Raw genomic sequence first — 21,217 nt, 5'->3', positions numbered from 1 at the left:
CGCTACCCGCGCTGCCGCGAGGCAACCGGGGACGCCGGCCCGGACGGGACCGCCGCACCGGAGCGCACGCCCGCCGACACCGCCGCGACGACGAGCAGCGCCCCCGCGGCCACCCAGAACCCGGTCGGCGTGCCCAGGGCGTCGGCCAGCCGCAGCACCAGCAGGCTGGCGAGCAGGCCGCCGACCTGCAGCGTCAGCGACGACGCCGAGAGCGCGGTCGCCCGCTGCCCCGCGGCCACCCGGGCGTGCAGCGCGTCCTTCCACAGCGGCCACGCCGCGGCGTTGCCGACGTAGAAGACGGTGAACAGCCCGCCCAGCGCCAGGGGTCCGCCGAGGGGGACGGCCGCGACGGCGAGCGCACCGAGCAGGGCCAGCCCCGCCGTCGCCGCACCCGCCGACCCCCGCGCCGCCCGGCGGGCGAGCGGCGCGAGCAGCGCCCCCACCCCGGCCGCCGCGTACGACACCGCCATCACCACGCCGAACACGGCGGCGCCCTCGGCGTCGTCGCCGGTGAGCGCCGCGACGTGCAGCGGCCCCACCAGCTCCAGCGTGCTCAGCGTGCAGCCGACCAGCAGCGAGATCGCCAGCAGCCGGCGCAGCACCCGGTCGCGGACGACGAGCCGCGCGGTGCCGCGGACCACCGCCGGCACCTCCCGGACACCGGCGCGCAGGGCGGCCGCCCCCGCCTGCCGCACGGGGCCGACCGGGACGACGAGCGCCGCGACGGCGGCCACCGACAGCAGGGCCACCACCGTCGCGACCAGCACCGGCAGCACGAGCACCGCGTCGCCCGCGCCCGCGGCCACCAGGGGCATCAGCCCGCCGAGCACCGCGCCCAGGCACAGGCCGGCCCCGTCGGCGGCGCCGGCGCGGGCCAGCCCCGGCGTCACGTCCGCGGACGGGTCCGCGGCGCGGACGGCGTCGACGTACCAGGCCTCCAACGGCCCGGAGTCCAGTGCCCGGCCGACGCCCTTGAGCGCCCACGCCACCGCGAAGGCCGCGACGGAGTGCGCGAGGGCCGAGGTCAGCAGCCCCGCGGCGGTGAACAGCCCGGACAGCACGAGCACCTGCCGGGTGCCGAGCGCGTCGGCCAGCCCGCCGGTGGGGAGCTCGAGCAGCAGGGTGACCAGCGAGTAGACGGCGACGACGACGCCGATGTCGGCCGGCGACAGCCCGCGGGCGGCGGCCAGCAGCACCGCCACCGGCGCGCTCAGCCCGATCGGCAGCCAGCGCAGCGCGGTCAGCGCGACGAAGCGGCGGCCGGCCGAGCGCACGGTCAGCGGCGCGCTCACGCCGGGTCCTCGGTGAGCGGGAACAGGTCCAGCAGCACGTGCACCAGCGGCTGGCCGGGCTCCTCCCGCTCGGCGCGCCAGCGGGCGAGCACGCCGTTGAGCTCCTCGGTGAGCGCCGCGGTGGCCTCCGGCGACAGGTGCAGCGCCCAGTCGTTGAGCGAGACGGCGTCGCGCCAGACGGGCTCGAGGGCTTCCCGCTGCTCGGCGTGCGCGGCGAGCATGCGGCGCTGCCGGCCCAGCGACTGGTGGGTCAGCTCCTCGACGACCTCACGGCCACCCGGCTGGGCGACCAGGTCCTCGGTGCGCCAGCGGGTGCTGCGGTGCCGCGCGCGCCACCAGCGCTCCCGCGCGGTGCCCTGGCCGGGCACCTCCTCGACGAAGCCGAGGTCCGCGAGCTGGCGCAGGTGGTAGCTGGTCGTCCCGCTGCTCTCGCCCAGGCGCTGGCCCAGCCGGGAGGCCGTCGACGGGCCCTCCGACCGCAGCAGGGCGAGCAGCCCGGTCCGGATCGGGTGCGCCAGCGCCCGCAGCGTCCGCGGGTCGGTGACGTCGACGGTCTCCTCGGGAGCGGTGTCGGACACCCACCCAGGCTAGGGATGCAGAGACCTCTTTGCAAAGAGGTCTCTGCATCTGGTGCCGTCAGCCGTCCGAGTCCTCGCCGTCGGTGGCGTCCTCGACCTCCTGCTCGGCCTCGTCGACTCCCTCCACGACGTTCTGCTCCACCTCGTCGTTCACGACGTCCGAGCCGCAGGCGGCGGTGAACGGGGACGCGGCGAGGGCGAGGCCGACGGCGGCCAGGCGCCAGCTGCGGCGGCGGGGCGTGGTGGCGAGCGACATGGCGGCTCCCTGGGAGTCGGGGGGTGGGGCCACGGGGTGCCCCGGACCGGCGGCGTCCATGCGCCCGGCCGGCCGCGCGGGGTGATTGACAGCCCGCGACCGGCGGGGCGAGGCTCGCGGCCACAGGCATCCGCCGACGTCGCCGGGCCTCGGAGCAGCGGACTCCCGCTGCCCGGCACCGGTGGGGGATCGAGGTGGCGCTCAGGTGACGTCCCGGGTGCAGCCGACCCCGGCGGAGGGCCTGCGGATGGGCACCCCGCGGGGGCGGTGGGTGCTGCTGACCACCGTCCTGGGCTCGAGCCTCGCGCTGCTGGACAGCACCGTCGTCAACGTGGCCCTCGAGCGCATCGGGGCCGACCTCGGGGCCGGGTTCACCGGGCTGCAGTGGACGGTGAACGCCTACACGCTGACGCTGGCCTCGCTGATCCTGCTCGGCGGGTCGCTGAGCGACCGGTTCGGCCGGCGGCGCGTGTTCGTCGTCGGCGTCGTGTGGTTCGCCGCCGCGTCGCTGCTGTGCGGGCTGGCGCCGGACACCGGGACGCTCGTCGTCGCCCGTGCGCTGCAGGGGGTCGGGGGAGCGCTGCTGACCCCGGGCAGCCTGGCGATCATCTCGGCGTCCTTCGCCGGGGAGGACCGCGCCGCGGCGGTCGGCGCGTGGTCGGGGCTGGGCGGGGTGGCCGGCGCGGTCGGGCCCTTCGTCGGCGGCTGGCTGGTGGAGTGGAGCTGGCGGGCGGTCTTCCTGGTCAACATCCCGCTGGCCGTCGTGATCGTCTTCGTCGCGGCCCGGCACGTGCCCGAGACCCGCGACCCCGCCGCCGCGCCCGGGCTGGACTGGACCGGGACCGTCCTGGTGGTCGTCGGCCTCGGCGGGCTCACCTATGCCCTCACCGCCGCCGGCGGGCCGAGCCCCGGGCCGGCGGTCTGGGCCTGGGGGATCGCCGCGGTGGTCGCGCTGGCCGCCTTCGTCGTCGTGCAGCGCCGCTCCCGCCACCCGCTGGTGCCGCCCGTGCTCTTCCGCAGCCGGCAGTTCACCTCCGCCAACGTGGTGACGCTGCTGGTCTACGCCCCGCTCGGGGTCGTCTTCGTGCTGCTGGTGCTGCAGCTGCAGGTCGTGTCCGGCTACAGCCCGCTGCTGGCGGGGACCGCGCTGCTGCCGGTCACCGTGCTCATGCTGCTGTTCTCCTCGCGGGCCGGCGCCCTCGCCCAGCGCATCGGGCCGCGGCCGCTGATGACCCTCGGGCCGCTGCTGTCGGCCGCCGGCCTGCTGCTCATGCTGCGGATCGGCGAGGACGCCTCCTACCTGCTCGACGTCCTGCCGGCCACGGTCGTGTTCGGCGCCGGGCTGACCCTGCTGGTCGCCCCGCTCACCGCGACCGTCCTCGACTCCGCCGACGACCGGTACGCCGGCGTCGCGTCCGGGGTCAACAACGCCGTCGCACGGGCGGCCAGCCTCCTCGCGGTGGCCGTCGTCCCGGTCGTGGCCGGCATCGGCGGCGACGACTACACCGACCCCGCCGCCTTCGGCGCCGGCTTCCGGACGGCGGTGCTCGTCTGCGCCGCGCTGCTGGTCGCGGGCGCGCTCGTCGCCCTCGCCGGGATCCGCCGGCCGCTGCGCACGGCGGAGCCCGGCCTCGGCGGGCGGCTGCCGGTCGAGGAGTACCCGCACTGCAACGTCGAGGGCCCGCAGTTGTACCCGCGGGAACCCGCGGGGGCAGCGCCGCGGGACAACGCATGACCGCGCACGACGGCCGGGACCTGCGTCCGGCACCGGAGGGGCGCCTCCGGGCCGACCGGGCCCGCGCGCAGTCGGTCGCCGGGGGTAGGGGCCTGCTGGCGCGGGTGGCGCCGCTGCGGCGCTCGCTGCGCACCGAGGCGGGCAGCGCGGGGCTGCTGCTGGCGGCCACGGTCGTGGCGTTGGTGTGGGTCAACTCCCCGTTCGGCGACAGCTACGCCGCCTTCTGGCACACCGAGTTCGCCGTCCGCCTCGGGAGCACCGAGCTGTCCCTGGACCTGCAGCACTGGGTCAACGACGGGCTGATGGTGTTCTTCTTCTTCGTCGTCGGGCTCGAGATCAAGCGCGAGCTGGTCCTGGGGGAGCTCACCGACCGGCGGCGGGCCGCGGTGCCGGCGCTGGCCGCCGTCACCGGGCTGGTGGTGCCGGCGCTGGTCTACGTCGCCTTCACCCTCGGGGACGAGGCGGCCACCGCCTGGGGCGTGGTCATCTCCACCGACACCGCGTTCCTGCTCGGCGTCCTGGTGCTCGTCGGCCCGGCCTGCCCGGCCCCGCTGCGGCTGTTCCTGCTCACGCTCGCCATCGCCGACGACGTCGGCGCGCTCGGCGTCATCGCGCTCTTCTACACCGACGACCTGGAGCTGCTCCCGCTCTGCCTGGCCGTCGTGGGGTTGGCCCTGATGGTCGGGCTGCGCTACCTGCGGGTCTGGCGCGGACCGGCCTACCTGGTCCTCGGCGTGGCCGTCTGGGTGGCGATGCACGAGTCCGGCGTCCACCCGACTCTCGCCGGTGTGGTCATCGCGCTGTTCACTCCCGCCTACGCCGCGCGACGCGAGGAGGTCGCCGACGCCGCGCGCCTGGTGCGGGCCTACCAGCAGTCGCCCAGCGCGGGGTACGCCCGGGCGGCGCGGCTGTCCCTGGACCGGTCGGTGTCGGCCGGTGAGCGGCTGCAGCAGCTGTGGCAGCCCTGGACCAGCTTCGTCATCGTGCCGGTGTTCGCGCTGGCCAACGCCGGCGTCCCGCTGACCGGCGAGACGCTGCGCGCCGCGGCGACCTCGCCGGTGACGCTCGGTGTCGTCGCCGGGCTGGTCCTCGGCAAGCTGGTGGGCATCCTCGCCGGCGCCGGCCTCGCGGTGCGGCTGCGGCTGGGGGAGCTCGCCCCCGGCCTCACCGCGCTGCAGCTGGCCGGCGGTGCCGCGCTGTCGGGCATCGGCTTCACCATCTCGCTGTTCATCGTGGACCTGGCCCTCGCGGACGACGACCGGCTCGGCGACCAGGCGCGGGTGGGCGTGCTGGCGGCGTCGGTGCTGGCCGCGCTGCTGGGCTGGGCGCTGTTCCGGGCCGCCGACCGCCGCCGGCCGCCCGGCCCGACCCGGCCGTCCCGGCTCGACCCGCCCGTCGACCCGGCCCGTGACCACGTCCGCGGACCGGCCGACGCGCCGCTCACCCTGGTCGAGTACGGCGACTTCGAGTGCCCCTTCTGCGGCCGGGCGACCGGCGCGGTGGAGGAGGTGCGCGAGCGGTTCGGCGACCGGCTGCGCTACGTCTTCCGGCACCTCCCGCTGGCCGACGTCCACCCGCACGCCCGGCTGGCCGCCGAGGCGGCCGAGGCCGCCGCCGAGCAGGGGCGGTTCTGGGCCATGCACGACCGGCTGTTCGCCGCGCAGGACCGGCTGACCCCGGCCGACCTGCTCGAGCACGCGGCCGCCCTGGGCCTGGACGTGCAGCGCTTCGCCCGCGACCTCGGGGCCGCCCGGTTCGCGCGGCGGGTGCAGGAGGACGTCGACTCCGCGGAGGCCAGCGGGGTGGCGGGGACGCCGACCTTCTTCGTCCACGGGCGCCGGCACACCGGCCCGCACGACGCCGACTCCCTGGCCGCCGCGCTGCTCGCCGGCGCCGACGGGAGCCCGGCCGCGGTCCCCGCCGGCGGTGGGGCAGGCGCGCAGGTGGTGCCCGTGCTGGGGACCCGCCGGGCGGACCGGCCGGGGCCCTCTGATGGCCCGCCCGTCCCGCTGCCGGGCGACCTGCCCGAGACGCCGGACCGCTACGGCGCCTTCCCCCGCCTGGACGACGCCCAGGTCGCGCTGCTCTCGCGGCACGGCACCCGCCGCACGTGGCAGCCGGGGCAGACCCTGTTCCGCGAGGGCGACCCGGGCTACGACTTCCAGCTCGTGCTGTCCGGCTCCGTCGCCGTGGTCGAGCACCACGGCCGGCCCGACCAGCGGGTGGTCTCGGTCCACGGCGCGCGGCGCTTCCTCGGGGAGCTCGACCTGTTCAGTGACCGCCCGGTCTTCCTGACCGCCGTCGTCCTGCAGCCGGCGGAGGTGGTCACCGTCCCGGACGCGCGGATCCGGGAGGCGTTCGCGGCGGACCCCGCACTCAAGGAGCTGGTCCTGCGCACCTTCCTCATCCGGCGGTCCATGCTGCTCGAACTCGCCGCGGACCTGCGCGTCGTCGGGCGGGGCGCCTCGGGCGACACGGCCCGGCTGCGGCGCTTCGCCGCGGACCGCGGGCTCACGGCCACCGTCGTCGACGTCGAGACCGTGGACGACGCCGCCGCGCTGCTCGCCGACCTCGGCGTGACCGAGGACGACCTGCCGGTGGTGGTGTGGCGCTCCGGGCGGGTCCTGCGCCGCCCCACCGACGCCGAGCTCGCCGGACTCGTCGACGACGGGCACGCGCCCGCCGGGCCCGCCCCCACCCGCGTCCCCCAGGAGGAACCGTGACCCAGGCCCCGGAGGCCGGCGCCCGCGCCCGGCCCGTCCTGCTCACCGTCGACGACGACCCGGGGGTGTCCCGGGCGGTGGCGCGCGACCTGCGCCGCCACTACGGCGAGCGGTTCCGGGTGGTCCGGGCCTCCTCCGGCGAGGAGGCGCTCGGGGCGCTGCGGGAACTCAAGCTGCGCGGGGACCGGGTGGCGGCGGTGCTCGCCGACTACCGGATGCCCGGCATGAACGGCATCGAGTTCCTCGAGCAGGCGATGGACCTGTTCCCCCGGGCCCGCCGCGCGCTGCTCACCGCCTACGCCGACACCGACGCCGCCATCCAGGCGATCAACCTCGTCGACGTCGACCACTACCTGCTCAAGCCGTGGGAGCCGCCCGAGGAGAAGCTCTACCCGGTCGTCGACGCCATGGTCGCGTCCTGGGAGGCCAGCCCCGACACCGCCGTCGACGACGTCAAGCTGGTCGGCCACCACTGGTCGGCGCCGTCGTTCGCCGCCCGCGACTTCCTGGCCCGCAACGCCGTCCCCTACCGCTGGTACAGCGTCGAGGAGCCCGAGGGGCGGCGGCTGCTGGCCGCCGCCGGCGCCGGTCCGGACGACGTCCCGGTCGTGGTGCCGCCCGGTGGCGAGGCCCTGCTGGCGCCGACCGAGGCCGAGCTCGCCGCCGCGGTCGGGCTCACGGTCGAGCCGAGCACCGACTTCTACGACCTCATCGTCGTGGGCGGCGGCCCGGCCGGGCTGGGCGCCGCCGTCTACGGCGCGTCCGAGGGGCTGCGCACCGTGCTCGTCGAGCGGCAGGCCACCGGCGGGCAGGCCGGGCAGAGCAGCCGGATCGAGAACTACCTCGGCTTCCCCGACGGCGTCTCCGGCGGGCAGCTGGCCGAGCGCGCCCGGCGGCAGGCCATCCGGTTCGGCACCGAGGTGCTCACCGCCCGCAAGGTGACCGCGCTCGAGGTCCGCGGCTCGGCCCGGGTGGTGCACTTCGCCGACGGCGGCAGCATCGCCGCGCACGCGGTCGTGCTGGCCACCGGCGTCGCCTACCGGACGCTGCCGGCCGCGGGCGCCGACGGGTACACCGGCCGCGGCGTCTACTACGGCTCGGCGATGACCGAGGCCGAGGCCTGCGCCGACCAGCCCGTCTACGTCGTCGGCGGCGCCAACTCGGCCGGCCAGTCGGCGGTGTTCTTCTCCCGCCACGCCAGCTGCGTCACCCTGGTGGTCCGCGGCTCCTCGCTGGAGGCGTCCATGTCGCACTACCTGGTGCAGCAGCTGGCCGCGATCCCGAACGTCGTCGTCCGGACCGGCACCACCGTGACCGCCGTGCTGGGCGACGACCACCTCGAGGAGATCGAGCTCACCGACCGCTCCGGCCGGGTGGAGACCGTGCCGACGTCGCACCTGTTCGTCTTCATCGGCGCCGAGCCGCGCACCGACTGGCTCGACGGCGTCCTCGCCCGCGACGAGCGGGGGTTCGTGCTCACCGGGCCGGAGCTGCTCGTCGACGGCGAGCGGCCACCGGGCTGGCGGCTGCAGCGCGACCCGTTCTTCCTCGAGTCCAGCGTCCCGGGGGTGTTCGTCGCCGGCGACGTCCGCGCCCAGTCGGTGAAGCGGGTGGCCTCCGCCGTCGGCGAGGGTGCCATGGCGGTCACGCTGGTGCACCGGTACCTGGAGGAGCGGTGACCGCGCCCACCCGGCTGGAGCCCGCGCGGCTGCGCGAGCTGTTCCTGTTCGCCGACCTCGACGAGACGCAGCTGGCGTGGGTGTCGGAGACCGGCGACGTCGTCGCGTTCCCCGCCGGCAGCGACGTGTCCACCGAGGGCGAGCCGGCCGAGTGCTTCTACGTGCTCCTGACCGGCACCCTGCGGATGGTCCGGCGGGTGGGCCGCGACGAGGTGGAGACCACGCGCACCGACCAGCCGGGCGTCTACAGCGGCGCGGTGCAGTTCTACCTCGGTGACCAGGTGAGACAGGTCTACCCGGCGACGGTGCGGGCGGTCACCGACTGCACGTTCCTGGCGCTGCCCGCGGCCGAGTTCGCCGCCGTGTTCCGCCGCTGGTACCCCATGGCCGTCCACCTGCTGCAGGGCCTGTTCCTGGGCACGCGGAACTCCGAGGAGCTGGTCGGCCAGCGGGAGCGGCTGCTGGCGCTGGGCAAGCTCACCGCCGGGCTCACCCACGAGCTCAACAACCCGGCCGCGGCCGCGTCCCGGGCCACCGCGGCGCTGCGCGAGCGGGTCGCGGGCATGCGGCACAAGCTCGCGCTGCTGGCCGACGGGACCTTCGACGGCTCGCAGCTGCGCCGGCTGACCGAGCTGCAGGAGCGGTTCGTCGCGGGCATCGGCAGCGCGGTCGAGCTGAGCGCGCTGGAGCGGTCGGACCGGGAGGACGAGCTCGGCGACTGGCTCGAGGACCACGACGTCGACCGGCCCTGGGAGCTGGCGTCGGTGTTCGTCCCGGCCGGGCTGGACCCGGCGTCCCTGGAGGCGGTCGCCGACGCCGTCGAGCCCGACTTCCTCGAGCCGGCGCTGCGCTGGCTGGCCTACACCGTCGAGACCGAGATGCTGCTCGCCGAGATCCTCGACAGCACCTCGCGGATCTCCCACCTCGTGGGCGCGGCCAAGCAGTACTCGCAGGTCGACCGCACCCCGCACCAGCTCACCGACCTGCACGCCGGACTGGACGCGACGCTGGTCATGCTCAGCGCGAAGACCGGCCCGGGGATCCGCGTGGTCAAGGACTACGACCGCTCGATGCCGCCGGTCCCGGCCTACGCCGCCGAGCTCAACCAGGTGTGGACCAACCTCATCGACAACGCCCTCGACGCCATGGCGGGGGAGGGCACGCTCACCCTGCGCACCGCCGTCGACGGCGACAACGCCGTCGTCGAGGTCGCCGACACCGGCCCGGGCATCCCGGAGACGATGCGGCGCCGGGTGTTCGAGCCGTTCTTCACCACCAAGCCGGTGGGGCAGGGCACCGGCCTCGGCCTCGACGTCGCCTGGCGCATCGTCACCAACCGGCACGGCGGGGTGATCAAGGTGCGCTCGGAGCCGGGGAACACCCGGTTCGTGGTGCGGCTGCCGCTGTCCGAGCCGCCGGGGGTCTGATCCTCAGGCCACCGCGCGGGTGTGCTCGACGACCAGGCCGGCGGTGCGCTCGGCGGCGAGCTCGGGGATCCAGTGCGGCACGTCCTCGAGCACCTCGAGCCGGTACGGGCCGCGCACGTGGTCGCGCGTGCGCTCGGTGGCCGCCCGGCCGAGGAAGGTGTCGCCGGTGCTCCACACGTGCAGCGCCGGCGCGGTGACCTCGCCGACGGCGTCGCGGGCGCCGAAGGGCACCGCCCGGTACCAGGCCAGCGCGCTCGACAGCGCCCCCGGCTCGCGCATGCGCTCGACGTACCGGGCGACGACGTCCGCGGGCAGCCCGCCGTTCTCCAGCACGCCGCGCAGCGCCGCGCCGTCGCGGGCGAGCAGCAGCCGCTCGGGCAGCAGCGGGAGCTGGAAGGCGGCCATGTACGACGAGCGCAGCCCCTGGTCGCTGGTGAGCACCGCCCGCGCGACCGCGGCCGGGTGCGGGGTGGACAGCGAGGTCACCGTGCGCACCCGGTCGGGGTGCCAGGCGCCCAGCGCCCAGGCGACCGCGCCGCCCCAGTCGTGCCCGACGACGTGCGCGCTCTCCAGCCCTGCGGCGTCGAGCAGCGCCAGGACGTCGCCGGCCACCGCGCGCAGCCGGTAGGCCGAGCGCCCGCGCGGGCGGGCGCCGGGGCTGTAGCCGCGCTGGTCGAACGCGAGGGTGCGCAGGCCGGCGGCGTGCAGCAGCGGCGCCATCCGGTCGAAGGCGCTCGCGTCCTGCGGGAAGCCGTGCAGGAGCACCACCGGCTCCCCGCCCGGCGGCCCGTCGTCGCGGACGTCGAAGGTCAGGCCGTCGTTCCCGAACTCCCGCATGCCCTCCCGGTGCCCGCCCGGCGGCTGCCGGAACCCCCGCGGTCGGGGAGGATGGGCCGGTGACGGGGACCGCGGCGGAGCTGATCGTGCTGGTCGACGACGACGGGACGCCGATCGGCACGATGCCCAAGCCGCTGGTGCACCACGGCGAGACGCCGCTGCACCGGGCGTTCTCCGCCTACCTGTTCGCCGACGACGGCCGGCTGCTGGTCACCCGCCGCGCCGAGGACAAGCAGACCTTCCCGGGCATGTGGACCAACACCGTCTGCGGCCACCCCGGCCCCGGCGAGGACGACGGCGCCGCGATCGCCCGCCGCGCCGAGCAGGAGCTCGGCCTGCAGGTGGCCGACCTGCGCCCGGCGCTGCCCGGATACCGCTACCGCGCCGAGTTCCGCGGCGTCGTCGAGAACGAGGTGTGCCCGGTGTACCTGGGTCGCTTCACCGGCACGCCCGACCCCGACCCGGCCGAGGTCGGGGAGTGGGAGCTGCTGGAGTGGGCGGCGTTCCGCCGTCGCCAGGAGGAGTCCGAGCGCGACGCCTGGTCGCCCTGGTGCCGCGAGCAGGCGCGCCTGATCGAGCAGGCCGGGCTGGTCCCGGGGAGCCATCAGCGCGAGAGGCGGTAGTCACCGGGACACGGACGGTGGCGGGCGCGCCCGCCCGCTCGTGTCGCTGCACCGGACGCGCCGGAGCGCCCTCCTAGCGTCCGCCGCGTGGACCGCCGGGGCTTCCTCCTCCTGCTCGCCACCGGACTCGCCGGGGCCGCCGTCGGGCGCGGCGCCGCCGAGATGGACCTGGCGGCACCCGACCTCGCCGCGCCGCCGCCCGCCGCGGCGGCCACCCCCACCGGCCCGGGCGGCCTGGTCGCCGTCCCCGCCCCGGCCGGCGTCGTGGACGAGCTGCCCGGACCGGGCGAGCAGCTGGCCCTGACCATCGACGACGGCAGCGACGGCGAGGTGGTCGCGGCGCTGGTCACCCTGGCCCGCGAGACCGGCACCCGGCTGACGTTCTTCCCCAACGGCAGCTACCGCACGTGGGGCGACAACGCCCGCGACCTGTGGCCGCTCATCGAGTCCGGCCAGGTCGCCTTCGGCAACCACACCTGGTCGCACCCGGACCTCACCACCGTCTCCGACGCCGAGGTCGCCGAGGAGCTGCGGCGCAACCAGGACTTCATGCGCCGCACCCTCGGCGTCACCGACACCCCGTTCTGGCGGCCGCCGTTCGGCTCGCACGACGAGCGCGTCGACGCCATCGCCGCCGACCTCGGCCACCCCACCACGGTCATGTGGAACGGCACCTTCGACGACGCCCGCGCCATCGGCGCCGAGGACCTCATGGCCGCCGCGGACCGGTGGTTCACCGCCCGGGCGATCGTCGTCGGCCACGCCAACCAGCCGGCGATCACCACCGTGCTCGACCGGATGCTCGAGCTGATCGAGACCCGGCAGCTGCAGACGGTGACCCTCGCCGACGTCTGGTCCTCCCCGGCCTGACCGCCCCGACCTGCGGGCCGCGCGCACCTCGGCGAGAGTGGCGGGGACGCATCGTGATCACGGGCCCGCCGGTCGCGTCCGGGAGCGGGCCGGAGGACGGAGGAACGGGTGGCAGGGGAGCTGAAGGGCCGCGTGGCGCTGGTCACCGGCGGGGCCAGCGGGCTCGGCCGGGCGACGTGCGTGTCGCTGGCCGAGGCCGGTGCGCACGTCGTCGTCGCCGACATCGACGCCGACGGCAGCGAGCGCACCCGCGAGCTGGTGACCGACGCCGGCGGCAGCGCCGAGGTCGTCCCGCTGGACGTGACCGACGACGCCAGCCGCCGCGAGGTCGTGGCCCGGCTCTTCGAGCAGCACGGCGACGCCTTCGACGTCCTGGTCAACGTGGCCGGCATCGACCGCCCGGGCTACGTCACCGACATCGACCTCGACGACTACCGCCGGGTCATGGCGGTCAACTGCGAGGGCCCGATCTTCCTGACCAGCGAGTTCGTGAAGCGGGTGCAGCACCTGCCCGAGGGCCGCACCGCCGACGTCGTGCACGTGGTGTCGCTGTCGGCGATCACCTCGGGCAGCGGCGCGATCGCCTACAACGGCTCCAAGGCCGGCTTCCTCAACGCCACCCGCTGCATCCAGCGCGAGCTGCGGGAGAAGGCCGTGAAGCAGGAGGACGGCAGCGAGCGGCCCTTCCCGGCGCGGGTCATGAGCGTCATCCCGGCCGCGATGGACACGCCGATGATGGAGCAGTGGGGCATCCCCGGGCACCTGATGATGCCGCCGTCGGCGGTGGCCGACACCGTCCGCACGCTGCTCCTGCTGCACCCGTCGGCCTTCGTGCCGGAGATGCAGGTCGTGCCGCGCCTCGAGCCGAACTTCCCGCGATGACCGACCCCGACCTCCCCGACAGCGGCATGGCCTCCGGCTCGGACGCCGGCGAGCCGGGCGAGCACCTCGGCAGCGGCGACCTGCGCCCCGACGAGGAGCGGCTGCTCGCCGAGCTGACGCGCGGCGTCGACGCCCCGCCCGACGGCACCGAGGCCGAGGTGCGCGCGGCCGAGGACGAGGCGCCGCTGCCCGAGGACGGCGGCGCCCAGGACGACGGCCTGGAGGCCGACTTCTCCGATCCCCAGCCGTGACCGAGGCCCCCTCCCGGATCCCGGGAGGGGGCCCGCTCACTCCTCCGGGGACAGGCGGACGGCGACCAGGGCGACGTCGTCCTCGGCGCCGTCGGGGACCAGCCGCGCCAGCACCTCGTCGCAGACCTGCTCCACCGGCCGGTCGCGCAGCTCCGCGAGCGCCCGCGCGAGCCGGTCGACACCGTCGTCGAAGCCCTCGTCCCGGCGCTCGACCAGGCCGTCGGTGAACAGCAGCACCGTGGAGCCGCGCTCGAGGGTCACCTCGGCGTCGGTGCGCACCGCCTCCGGGCTCACCCCGAGCAGCAGGCCGGGCCGGCCGCCGTCGAGCGGCGCGCTCGTGCCGTCGGGGGCGGCGACCAGCGGGGGCAGGTGGCCGGCGCTGGCCCACCGCAGGCGGGCGACCCCGGCGGCGCGCTCGTCGTCGGTCTGCTCGAGCCGGCCGACCAGCACGGTGGCCATGGCGCCGAGCTGCAGCCCCTCGATCGCCGCGTCGAGCCGGGTGAGTACCGCCGCGGGGCTCTCGCCGCTGTCGTAGGCGATGCCGCGCAGCAGCCCGCGCAGCTGGGCCATGCAGGCGGCGGCCTGGACGTCGTGGCCGACGACGTCGCCGATGACCAGCATCGTCGAGCCGTCGGGCTGGGCGAAGACGTCGTACCAGTCGCCGCCGACCTGGGCCTCGCGGGTGGCCGGCACGTAGCGCACCGCCATCTGCAGGTGGTCAGGCTGCGGGGGCTCGGACAGCAGGCTGCGCTGCAGCGTCTCGGCGGCGCGGACGATGCTGCGCGAGCGGGCGTAGAGCGCCTCAAGCAGGTGGCTGCGCAGCTGCAGCACCTCGGCGTGCTCCTGCGGCGTCCACGGGTGCGAGCGGTCGCGGACGGTCTCCCGCCAGCGGTCGAAGCTCTTGCGCGGGCTGAGCCGGACGTCGTCGCCCTCCCGCTCGGCGATCGCCTTGTTGTGCGGGTCGCCGCCCCAGTCGACGTGCCGCACCGCCTCGCGGCGGTGCCACAGCACGTACTGGCCCTCGGGCAGCGGCAGCACGAGCACGCCGCAGGCGACCTCGACCGGGACGCCCAGCTGCGGTGCCTCGCGCTGCAGGGCGTCGGTGGCCACCACGTCCTCGCCGCGGGCGGCCGCCCAGGCCACGACCCGCTCGAGGACGTCGGCCGGCAGCTCCGCGCCCTTGGTGCCGCTGCTGCCCTGCAGGCAGACGGCCACGCCGTCGGCGGGCAGGACGTCGAGCAGGCTGGTGGTGCCGAGCAGCGTGTCGGCCAGCGCGCGGTCCTCGTCGAGGGTGGACGCGGTCAGCCAGGCCAGCGTGGAGCGGACCTGCAGCGCCCGGTGCACCTCGTCCTGGGCGGTGCGGTCGACCAGCCGCAGCGACAGCGTCGAGCCGAGGAACTCGGCCGCGGCGCGGGTGGCGTAGGGCGGCTGGTGCGGGCCGGAGTAGTGGTGGCAGGCGACGAGGCCCCAGAGCCGGTCGTCCTGCAGCAGCGAGATCGACATCGAGGCGCGCACGCCCATGTTCTGCAGGTACTCGACGTGGATCGGCGAGACGCTGCGCAGCGTCGAGTAGGTGAGGTCCAGCGGCCGGCCGGTGGCCGGGTGCGCGGCCGGCTGGATGCGGCTGGGGACGTAGCCGACGTCGCTGATCAGCCGGATCCAGTTCTTCTCGTACAGCGCCCGCGCCTGGGCCGGGATGTCCGAGGCCGGGTAGTGCAGGCCCAGGAAGGAGTTGAGGTCGGCGGCCTTCGCCTCGGCCACGACCTCGCCGTTGTAGTCGGCGTCGTAGCGGTAGACCATCACCCGGTCGAAGCCGGTGAGGGCGCGGATCGCCCGCGCGGTGATGTCGAACAGCTCCTGCAGGGTGGAGGCCCGGTTGAGCTCGGCGACGGTCCCGCGCACCGCCTGGTAGGTGTTCGGGAAGGAGAACGGCCGCGGCCCGCGCGCCGGCTCCAGCTCCACGACGAGGTTGGTCTGCGGCGGGTCGCCGTCCTCGGGCTGCCCGTGCCCGTCCCGGGCACCGCCCAGCACCGCCCGGTGCAGGATCGCGTCCACCGGCACGGGGTCGCCGTCGACGTCGAGGGTGACCTCCACCGGGTTGCGCTCGCGCAGGTCGCCGAACGCGCTGGCCGAGCGGACGACGGCCTCGGTCTGCGCCACCCCGAGGACGTCGGCGAGCGGGCGGCCGAGCGCGTCGGACCAGCCCACGCCGGTCAGCCCGGCCAGGTTCTCCGACGCCTGGACGACGACCAGGTCCGGCTCGCTGACCGCCAGCAGCACGCCGCGCGGCTGGATGCTGCCGGGGACGTGGATCGGCTCGCGGGCGCAGTTGTCCAGGTCGACCGGCTCATCCGGCGACAGCCACGCGACGTCCGTCCCCGCGGTGTCGGAGCCCGAGGTGGCCTCGACGTCGGTCACGCGTTCGCCCCCTGCGCCGCCGGGGCGCACCAGTCGGCGAGGACGGCGAAGGTCTGCCGGGCCGCGGCGACCACCCGCCCGGCGTCCCCGGTGCCTGCGACGTGCGCCCGGGTGACCCGGCGGAACGCGGCCCACATCGCGCCGGTGTCCTCGCCGTAGGGGCTGAAGCAGCGCAGCCGGGGCAGTCCCGGAAGGCCCGCCAGGTGGCGGTCGATGACGGTGCCGCCGAGGGTCGAGCCCTCCATGACGTACAGCCGGCCCAGCGCCTCGTCGGTGCCGGCGACGGCGGACAGGTCCGGCCGGCCGGCGTCGGCGGCGCCGCCCAGCCCGGCCAGGTCGGCGGCGTAGAGGCCGGTGCGGCGGCGGCGGTCCCAGTCGAGGGCGGCGGCGTCGCCGGGGTGCCGGGCGGCCCAGTCGTCCAGCCCCGCCTCGGCCGCGGCCCAGAAGGAGTGCAGCCGCGCCAGCACGGTGACCAGGCGGCCGCGGTCCAGTGCTTGGTCCATCAGGTCGAGGGTGGCCTCGACCTGTCCGTGCTCCACGGCGGTGGCCGTGCGGAGGTCCCGGAGGACGTCGCCGGCGCCGCCCGCGTCTCGAGGCAACGCCTCTCCTCCCGCAGCCATCAGCCCCTCGAGGGTAGGTCACGCCCCCGACACCGTCGCGGGGGAGAAGGTGCAGTGCGCAACAGTTCTGTCCCGGGGTCAGAGCATCCGCGGTGCGCGGTCCAGCAGGAGGTCGGCGGCGCGGGCGAGGACCTGCGCCCGGGTGCGCCCCCCGTGGCCGGTGGCGAGGAAGTGCTCGCCGATCGCCAGGCAGAAGGCGATCAGGGCGCGCGCCTCCACCTCCTCGGGGTCGGTGCAGAACGTGCCGATCAGCTCGCGCAGCAGCCCCATGCGCCGCTCGTCGACCCGGCGCAGGCGCGCGGCGACCGCCTCGTCCCGGCGGGCCCAGTCGCGGACGGCCAGGTCGATCGGGAGCAGGCGGTCGCTGGAGAAGGTGAGGACGCCGGCCCGCTCGATGCGGGTCCGCGGGTCCCCACCCTCGCGCTCGACGCGCTCGAGCACCTCGTCGGTGCTCTCCCGCTCCCAGGTGTCGAGCATCGCCTCGAGCAGGGCGACCCGGTCGGCGAAGTGGCCGTAGAAGCCGCCCTTGGTGACGCCGAGGTCCTTGGCCAGCGCCTCGACGCGGACGGCGTCCGGGCCACCCGCCGCCAGTGCCGCCAGCCCCTGCTCGACCCACCGCTCGCGCGGGGTGCGCACGACCGCCACGCCCACCTCCTGTACGCCACCGTACACATCCGTTACCGTCGTCTGTACGGCACCGTATATGAGAGGGAGGCCGCCGTGACCCTGCTCGACAGCACCGGGGTGGTCCGGGGGATCACCGGCTCCGCGCGGGAGGTCTGCTCGCTGCCCGGGATCGACTACGCCGACCGGTGCACGCTGGTCACCGACGTGACCGCGACGCCGGAGCGGTGGGCCCGGGCGGTGTTCGGCGACGTGCCGAGCTCGGCGGAGCGGTTCGTCTGGCAGGCGCTGCTCGCCTTCCGGCTGGACCCGCGGTGCTCCCCGGACACGGTCGGCGGCTGGCGGGTCGGCGGGCGCGGCGCGGACTGGATCCGGCTGGAGACCGCGTCCCGGTCGCTGCGCGCGAACATGGTCGTGCAGGCCACCGCGCGCCGGGTCACCTGGACGACGTGCCTGTCCTACGAGCGCCCGTGGGGCCGGCTGCTGTGGCCGCCGCTGTCGGCCGTGCACCGCCGGCTGGTGCCGCGGGTGCTCGCCGCCGCCGAGCAGCGGCTGCGCTGACGGGCGGTCAGGGCAGCCGGGCGCGGCGCAGCGAGGCGTGCACCAGCAGCCGGGTGCCGCCGTCGGCCAGGTCCAGGCCGGTCAGCGCGGTGATCCGGCCCAGCCGGTAGTACAGCGTCTGCCGGTGGATCGACAGCGCCGCCGAGGTCCGGGCGACGCTGCCGGCCGCGTCGAGGTAGGCCTCGGCCGTGGCGGCCAGCACCGGGTCGGCGAGCAGCGGCGCGACGGCCGGGTCGGGCGCGGGCAGTGCCGCGGCGACCCGCCAGCCGCCGAGCTCCGACCAGCGGGCCACCGGCGCGAGCCCCGGCACCGCGGCCGCGACCCGGGCCGCGGTGCGGGCCTGCGCCCAGCACGCGGGCAGTCCCGCGGGACCCGCGGCGGGGTCGGACACCCCCGCGGCCGCGCCGCCGGACAGCCGGGCGAGGGCCGCGGACGCGGTGGTCACCGCCGGGCGCAGGTCGCCGGGGCGGGCCAGCCGGACGAGGACGGCGGCCTCGCGGCGGTCCTCGCCGAGCACCGCCGCGGCCGGCGGGAGCCGCCGGCCCTCGGGGAGCGGGCCCCGCAGCGCGACCAGCGCCAGCGGTGCGTCCTCGCCGAGCCGGGCGGCCAGGGTGCGCGCCGCCCGCTCGCGCGCCGGCGCGGTGCCGGCGAGCACGGCGGCCAGGGCCTCGCCGAGGTCGCCGTCGTCGTCCCGGCCGGCCAGCAGCCGCCCCGCGCGGGCGGCGAGGTCGACCGCCGCGGCGAGGGCCGGGTCGGCGTCGTCGTCGGGGTCGGTGCGGCCGCCGTCGAGCAGCCAGAGGTAGCCGAGGGTGCGGCCGCCGTGCCGGACCGGCAGGAGCAGGCGGGTGAGGATGCCCGCGGTCGGGTCGGCGGGGGTGCGCACCGGCCGCTGCGCGGTGGCGATGCCGAGGTCCTCGAACCAGCGGCGGGTGTCCGGGGTGGAGCCGCGGCCGAGGATGGAGCGGGTGCGGACGGCGTCCATCGCGGTGTCGCCCCCGTCGAGGGGGTGGGCGGCGAAGGCGAGCAGCGTGAAGTCGACGTCCTCCAGCGTGGCCGGGGCGCGCAGCAGCCGGGCGACCTCGTCCACCACGTCCTGCAGGTCGTCGCGCACCGTACGACTGTATGAAACCGGACGTCCGGAGTCCGTACGTCCGTCCCTGGCGGACCCGATCGGGCGCTCCTAGCGTTCGAGGTCACACTCGACGACGGAGGTGGCCGGTGCTGTCCACGAAGACCCTGCTGCTGGGGGCCTCCCGCCGCCCGGCGCTGCGCCGCGCGCTCGTGGGCACCCCGGTGACCCGGCGCGTGGTCGAGCGGTTCGTGGCCGGCGAGACGCTGCCCGACGCGCTGGCCGTCGTCGGCCGGCTCACCGGCGAGGGCATCGAGGTGACCCTCGACCACCTCGGCGAGGACGTCACCGACCCGGCCGCGGCGCGCGCCTCCCGCGACGCCTACCTCGCCCTGCTCGAGGCGCTGGCGCCGCTGGAGCTGGGCCCGCGGGCCGAGGTGTCGGTGAAGCTGTCGGCCTTCGGGCAGGCGCTGCCGGGCGGGGAGGACCTCTCGCTGGAGCTGGTCCGGCCGGTGGTCGAGTGCGCGGCGCGGGCCGGCACCACGGTCACCCTCGACATGGAGGACTCCTCGACCGTCGACGCCACCCTCGCCGTCCTCGCCGAGCTCCGCCGCGACCACCCGCAGACCGGCGCGGTGCTGCAGGCCGCGCTGCACCGCACCGAGGACGACGTGCAGGCGCTGGCCACGCCGGGCTCCCGGGTGCGGCTGGTCAAGGGCGCCTACGACGAGCCGCCGTCGGTCGCCCACGAGGGCCGCCGGGACGTCGACGCCGCCTACGCCCGCTGCCTCGGCGTGCTCATGCGCGGGCCCGGCTACCCGATGGTCGGCAGCCACGACCCGGCGATGATCACGCTGGCCCAGCGGCTGGCGGCCGAGTACGGGCGCGCCGCCGACTCCTGGGAGGTGCAGATGCTGCACGGCATCCGGGTCGACGAGCAGCGCCGGCTGGCCGCGTCCGGCACCCGCGTGCGCGCCTACGTGCCCTACGGCCGCGACTGGTACGGCTACTTCGTCCGCCGGCTGGCCGAGCGCCCGGCGAACCTCCGCTTCTTCCTCCGCGCCCTCGTCTCCCGCTGACCCGCCCCGGCAGAGACGGCCGTCTCTGCCGCACTCGTCTGGAGGTCCCCGATGGACGGCACCACCCGCGTCCCCCCGCCGCGCAACGAGCCGGTGCTCAGCTACGCGCCCGGCTCGCCCGAGCGGGCCGCGCTCGAGACCCGCCTGGCCGAGCTGGCCGCCGAGCCGCTGGAGCTGACGGCGACCATCGGCGACAAGCAGCGCATGGCCGGCGGCGAGCGTTTCGACGTCGTCCAGCCGCACCGGCACGCCGCCGTGCTCGGCACCTCGGCGCATGCCACGCACGCCGACGCCACCGAGGCCGTGGCCGCCGCGAAGGCCGCCGCCCCCGCCTGGCGCGACCTGTCCCTCGACGACCGCGCCGCGGTGTTCCTCAAGGCCGCCGACCTGCTCGCCGGGCCCTGGCGGCAGACGCTGAACGCCGCGACCATGCTCGGCCAGTCCAAGACCGCCCACCAGGCCGAGATCGACAGCGCCTGCGAGCTGGTGGACTTCTGGCGCTGGAACGTGCACTTCGCCCGCGAGGTCGTGTCCGCCCAGCCGGTGTCCTCGCCGGGGGTGTGGAACCGGAGCGACCACCGGCCGCTGGAGGGCTTCGTCTACGCGGTCACGCCGTTCAACTTCACCGCGATCGCCGGCAACCTGCCCACCGCCCCGGCGCTCATGGGCAACACCGTCGTCTGGAAGCCCGCCCCCACCCAGCAGTTCGCCGCGCACTTCGTCATGCGGCTGCTCGAGGCCGCCGGCCTGCCCCCGGGCGTGATCACCATGCTGCCCGGCGACGGCATCCCGGTGTCGGAGGTGGTGCTCGCCGACCGCGACCTCGCCGGCATCCACTTCACCGGCTCGACCCCGGTGTTCCAGCACCTGTGGCGCACCGTGGGCGAGAACATCGCCAACTACCGCGGCTACCCGCGCATCGTCGGCGAGACCGGCGGCAAGGACTTCGTCGTCGCCCACCCCTCGGCCGACGTCGACGTGCTGCGCACCGCGCTGGTCCGGGGTGCGTTCGAGTACCAGGGGCAGAAGTGCTCGGCGGCCTCGCGCGCCTACGTCCCGCGATCGGTGTGGGCCCGGCTGCGCGACGACCTCGTCGACACCACCGAGTCGCTGTCGATGGGCGACGTCACAGACTTCTCGAACTTCATGGGCGCGGTCATCGACCGGAAGTCGTTCTCCAAGCTGTCCGGCGTCATCGACCGGGTCGACGACGACCCCGCGCTGTCGATCGTCGCCGGCGGCCAGAAGGACGACTCCGAGGGCTTCTTCGTCCGGCCGACGGTCATCGAGGGCACCGACCCCGGGCACGAGGTGTTCACCACTGAGTACTTCGGCCCGATCCTCGCGGTGCACGTCTACGACGACGCCGACTACGACACCGTGCTCACGCAGATGGAGTCGGCGGCGCCGTACGCACTGACCGGCGCGGTCATCGCCCAGGACCGGGCGGCCATCGCGCACGCCCAGCGGAAGCTGCGCTTCGCGGCGGGCAACTTCTACGTCAACGACAAGCCGACCGGCGCCGTCGTCGGCCAGCAGCCCTTCGGCGGCGGGCGGGCCTCGGGCACCAACGACAAGGCCGGCGCCGCGCAGAACCTGCAGCGCTGGACGTCGACCCGGTCGATCAAGGAGACGTTCGTCCCGCCGACCGACCACCGCTACCCGCACATGGATTGAGGACCCTCCCGCCCCC

At 76.2% G+C, this 21,217-nt stretch carries 19 protein-coding genes; 11 read left to right on the top strand and 8 right to left on the bottom strand.

Annotated elements, in window-relative coordinates:
* Positions 1-2 precede the first annotated feature (2 nt).
* The 3 genes from ACI796_RS08825 to ACI796_RS08815 are packed head-to-tail and all read right to left on the bottom strand — an operon-like array spanning position 3 to position 2,126.
* Positions 3-1,292 (bottom strand): MFS transporter, encoded by a 1,290-nt coding sequence (locus ACI796_RS08825; RefSeq protein ID WP_456940851.1) that lies wholly within the window; start codon positions 1,290-1,292, stop codon positions 3-5.
* Positions 1,289-1,870, bottom strand: coding sequence for a helix-turn-helix domain-containing protein (locus ACI796_RS08820; RefSeq protein WP_456940850.1), 582 nt, complete (start codon positions 1,868-1,870; stop codon positions 1,289-1,291). The genes ACI796_RS08825 and ACI796_RS08820 overlap by 4 nt, the downstream gene beginning before the upstream one ends.
* Positions 1,871-1,928: 58 nt before the next feature.
* Positions 1,929-2,126, bottom strand: coding sequence for a hypothetical protein (locus tag ACI796_RS08815; RefSeq protein WP_456940849.1), 198 nt, complete (start codon positions 2,124-2,126; stop codon positions 1,929-1,931).
* Positions 2,127-2,331: 205 nt separating this feature from the next.
* Between ACI796_RS08815 and ACI796_RS08810 the strand changes: the two genes are divergently transcribed.
* Genes ACI796_RS08810 through ACI796_RS08795 form a run of 4 tightly spaced genes read left to right on the top strand, consistent with a single transcriptional unit; the run spans position 2,332 to position 9,690 of the window.
* A complete protein-coding gene (locus tag ACI796_RS08810; protein WP_456940848.1) occupies positions 2,332-3,861 on the top strand; it encodes an MFS transporter in 1,530 nt (509 codons plus the stop codon).
* Positions 3,858-6,584: a Na+/H+ antiporter NhaA gene (gene nhaA / locus ACI796_RS08805; protein ID WP_456940847.1), complete on the top strand. Its 2,727-nt coding sequence runs from the start codon at positions 3,858-3,860 to the stop codon at positions 6,582-6,584. Before ACI796_RS08810 ends, nhaA begins: the two co-directional genes overlap by 4 nt.
* Positions 6,581-8,263, top strand: coding sequence for an FAD-dependent oxidoreductase (locus ACI796_RS08800; protein ID WP_456940846.1), 1,683 nt, complete (start codon positions 6,581-6,583; stop codon positions 8,261-8,263). Before nhaA ends, ACI796_RS08800 begins: the two co-directional genes overlap by 4 nt.
* Positions 8,260-9,690, top strand: a complete 1,431-nt coding sequence (locus ACI796_RS08795; RefSeq protein WP_456940845.1) for an ATP-binding protein — start codon at positions 8,260-8,262, stop codon at positions 9,688-9,690. Before ACI796_RS08800 ends, ACI796_RS08795 begins: the two co-directional genes overlap by 4 nt.
* A 3-nt stretch (positions 9,691-9,693) precedes the next feature.
* On the opposite strand, the gene ACI796_RS08790 is transcribed toward ACI796_RS08795, so the two are convergent.
* Positions 9,694-10,527 (bottom strand): alpha/beta fold hydrolase, encoded by an 834-nt coding sequence (locus ACI796_RS08790; RefSeq protein WP_456940844.1) that lies wholly within the window; start codon positions 10,525-10,527, stop codon positions 9,694-9,696.
* A 59-nt stretch (positions 10,528-10,586) separates the two neighbouring features.
* On the opposite strand from ACI796_RS08790, the gene idi reads away from it, so the two are divergent.
* From idi to ACI796_RS08770, 4 genes are all read left to right on the top strand, one after another.
* Positions 10,587-11,150, top strand: a complete 564-nt coding sequence (gene idi / locus ACI796_RS08785; RefSeq protein ID WP_456940843.1) for an isopentenyl-diphosphate Delta-isomerase — start codon at positions 10,587-10,589, stop codon at positions 11,148-11,150.
* A gap of 87 nt (positions 11,151-11,237) precedes the next feature.
* The gene (locus tag ACI796_RS08780; RefSeq protein ID WP_456940842.1) at positions 11,238-12,020 is read left to right on the top strand and encodes a polysaccharide deacetylase family protein; all 783 of its coding nucleotides are present in this window, start codon (positions 11,238-11,240) and stop codon (positions 12,018-12,020) included.
* Between the two features lie 108 nt (positions 12,021-12,128).
* Positions 12,129-12,902, top strand: coding sequence for an SDR family NAD(P)-dependent oxidoreductase (locus ACI796_RS08775; protein ID WP_456940841.1), 774 nt, complete (start codon positions 12,129-12,131; stop codon positions 12,900-12,902).
* Positions 12,899-13,153 carry a hypothetical protein gene (locus ACI796_RS08770; protein WP_456940840.1) on the top strand — a complete coding sequence of 85 codons (255 nt, stop codon included), beginning with the start codon at positions 12,899-12,901 and terminating at the stop codon, positions 13,151-13,153. Before ACI796_RS08775 ends, ACI796_RS08770 begins: the two co-directional genes overlap by 4 nt.
* A gap of 36 nt (positions 13,154-13,189) precedes the next feature.
* On the opposite strand, the gene ACI796_RS08765 is transcribed toward ACI796_RS08770, so the two are convergent.
* The 3 genes from ACI796_RS08765 to ACI796_RS08755 all read right to left on the bottom strand — a co-directional run bounded on the left by ACI796_RS08765 (position 13,190) and on the right by ACI796_RS08755 (position 16,836).
* A complete protein-coding gene (locus ACI796_RS08765) occupies positions 13,190-15,571 on the bottom strand; it encodes a SpoIIE family protein phosphatase (RefSeq protein WP_456940839.1) in 2,382 nt (793 codons plus the stop codon).
* A complete protein-coding gene (locus ACI796_RS08760) occupies positions 15,568-16,170 on the bottom strand; it encodes a biliverdin-producing heme oxygenase (protein ID WP_456940838.1) in 603 nt (200 codons plus the stop codon). Before ACI796_RS08760 ends, ACI796_RS08765 begins: the two co-directional genes overlap by 4 nt.
* Positions 16,171-16,269: 99 nt before the next feature.
* The gene (locus ACI796_RS08755) at positions 16,270-16,836 is read right to left on the bottom strand and encodes a TetR/AcrR family transcriptional regulator (protein ID WP_456940837.1); all 567 of its coding nucleotides are present in this window, start codon (positions 16,834-16,836) and stop codon (positions 16,270-16,272) included.
* Positions 16,837-16,911: 75 nt separating this feature from the next.
* On the opposite strand from ACI796_RS08755, the gene ACI796_RS08750 reads away from it, so the two are divergent.
* Complete coding sequence (locus ACI796_RS08750; protein WP_456940836.1) at positions 16,912-17,376, top strand: hypothetical protein; 465 nt, start codon at positions 16,912-16,914, stop codon at positions 17,374-17,376.
* A gap of 7 nt (positions 17,377-17,383) precedes the next feature.
* Here the strand turns inward: ACI796_RS08750 and ACI796_RS08745 are convergent, their stop codons facing one another.
* Complete coding sequence (locus ACI796_RS08745; RefSeq protein WP_456940835.1) at positions 17,384-18,487, bottom strand: PucR family transcriptional regulator; 1,104 nt, start codon at positions 18,485-18,487, stop codon at positions 17,384-17,386.
* A gap of 107 nt (positions 18,488-18,594) precedes the next feature.
* Between ACI796_RS08745 and ACI796_RS08740 the strand changes: the two genes are divergently transcribed.
* Together ACI796_RS08740 and pruA are read left to right on the top strand one after the other, a co-directional pair.
* Positions 18,595-19,524 (top strand): proline dehydrogenase family protein, encoded by a 930-nt coding sequence (locus ACI796_RS08740; protein ID WP_456940834.1) that lies wholly within the window; start codon positions 18,595-18,597, stop codon positions 19,522-19,524.
* Positions 19,525-19,575: 51 nt separating this feature from the next.
* The gene (pruA, locus tag ACI796_RS08735) at positions 19,576-21,201 is read left to right on the top strand and encodes an L-glutamate gamma-semialdehyde dehydrogenase (protein ID WP_456940833.1); all 1,626 of its coding nucleotides are present in this window, start codon (positions 19,576-19,578) and stop codon (positions 21,199-21,201) included.
* Positions 21,202-21,217 lie beyond the last annotated feature (16 nt).

The organism is Geodermatophilus sp. SYSU D00525 (genome assembly GCF_054050475.1).
Note: the sequence above shows the minus strand (reverse complement) of the source record. Positions and strands in the feature narration are given on the sequence as shown.

What these genes read in the sequence shown, in the direction of transcription:
- pruA (WP_456940833.1), top strand. Translation starts at nt 19,576, where the DNA reads ATGGACGGCACCACCCGCGTCCCCCCGCCGCGCAACGAGCCGGTGCTC.
- ACI796_RS08790 (WP_456940844.1), bottom strand. Translation starts at nt 10,527, where the DNA reads ATGCGGGAGTTCGGGAACGACGGCCTGACCTTCGACGTCCGCGACGAC.
- nhaA (WP_456940847.1), top strand. Translation starts at nt 3,858, where the DNA reads ATGACCGCGCACGACGGCCGGGACCTGCGTCCGGCACCGGAGGGGCGC.
- ACI796_RS08770 (WP_456940840.1), top strand. Translation starts at nt 12,899, where the DNA reads ATGACCGACCCCGACCTCCCCGACAGCGGCATGGCCTCCGGCTCGGAC.
- ACI796_RS08815 (WP_456940849.1), bottom strand. Translation starts at nt 2,126, where the DNA reads ATGTCGCTCGCCACCACGCCCCGCCGCCGCAGCTGGCGCCTGGCCGCC.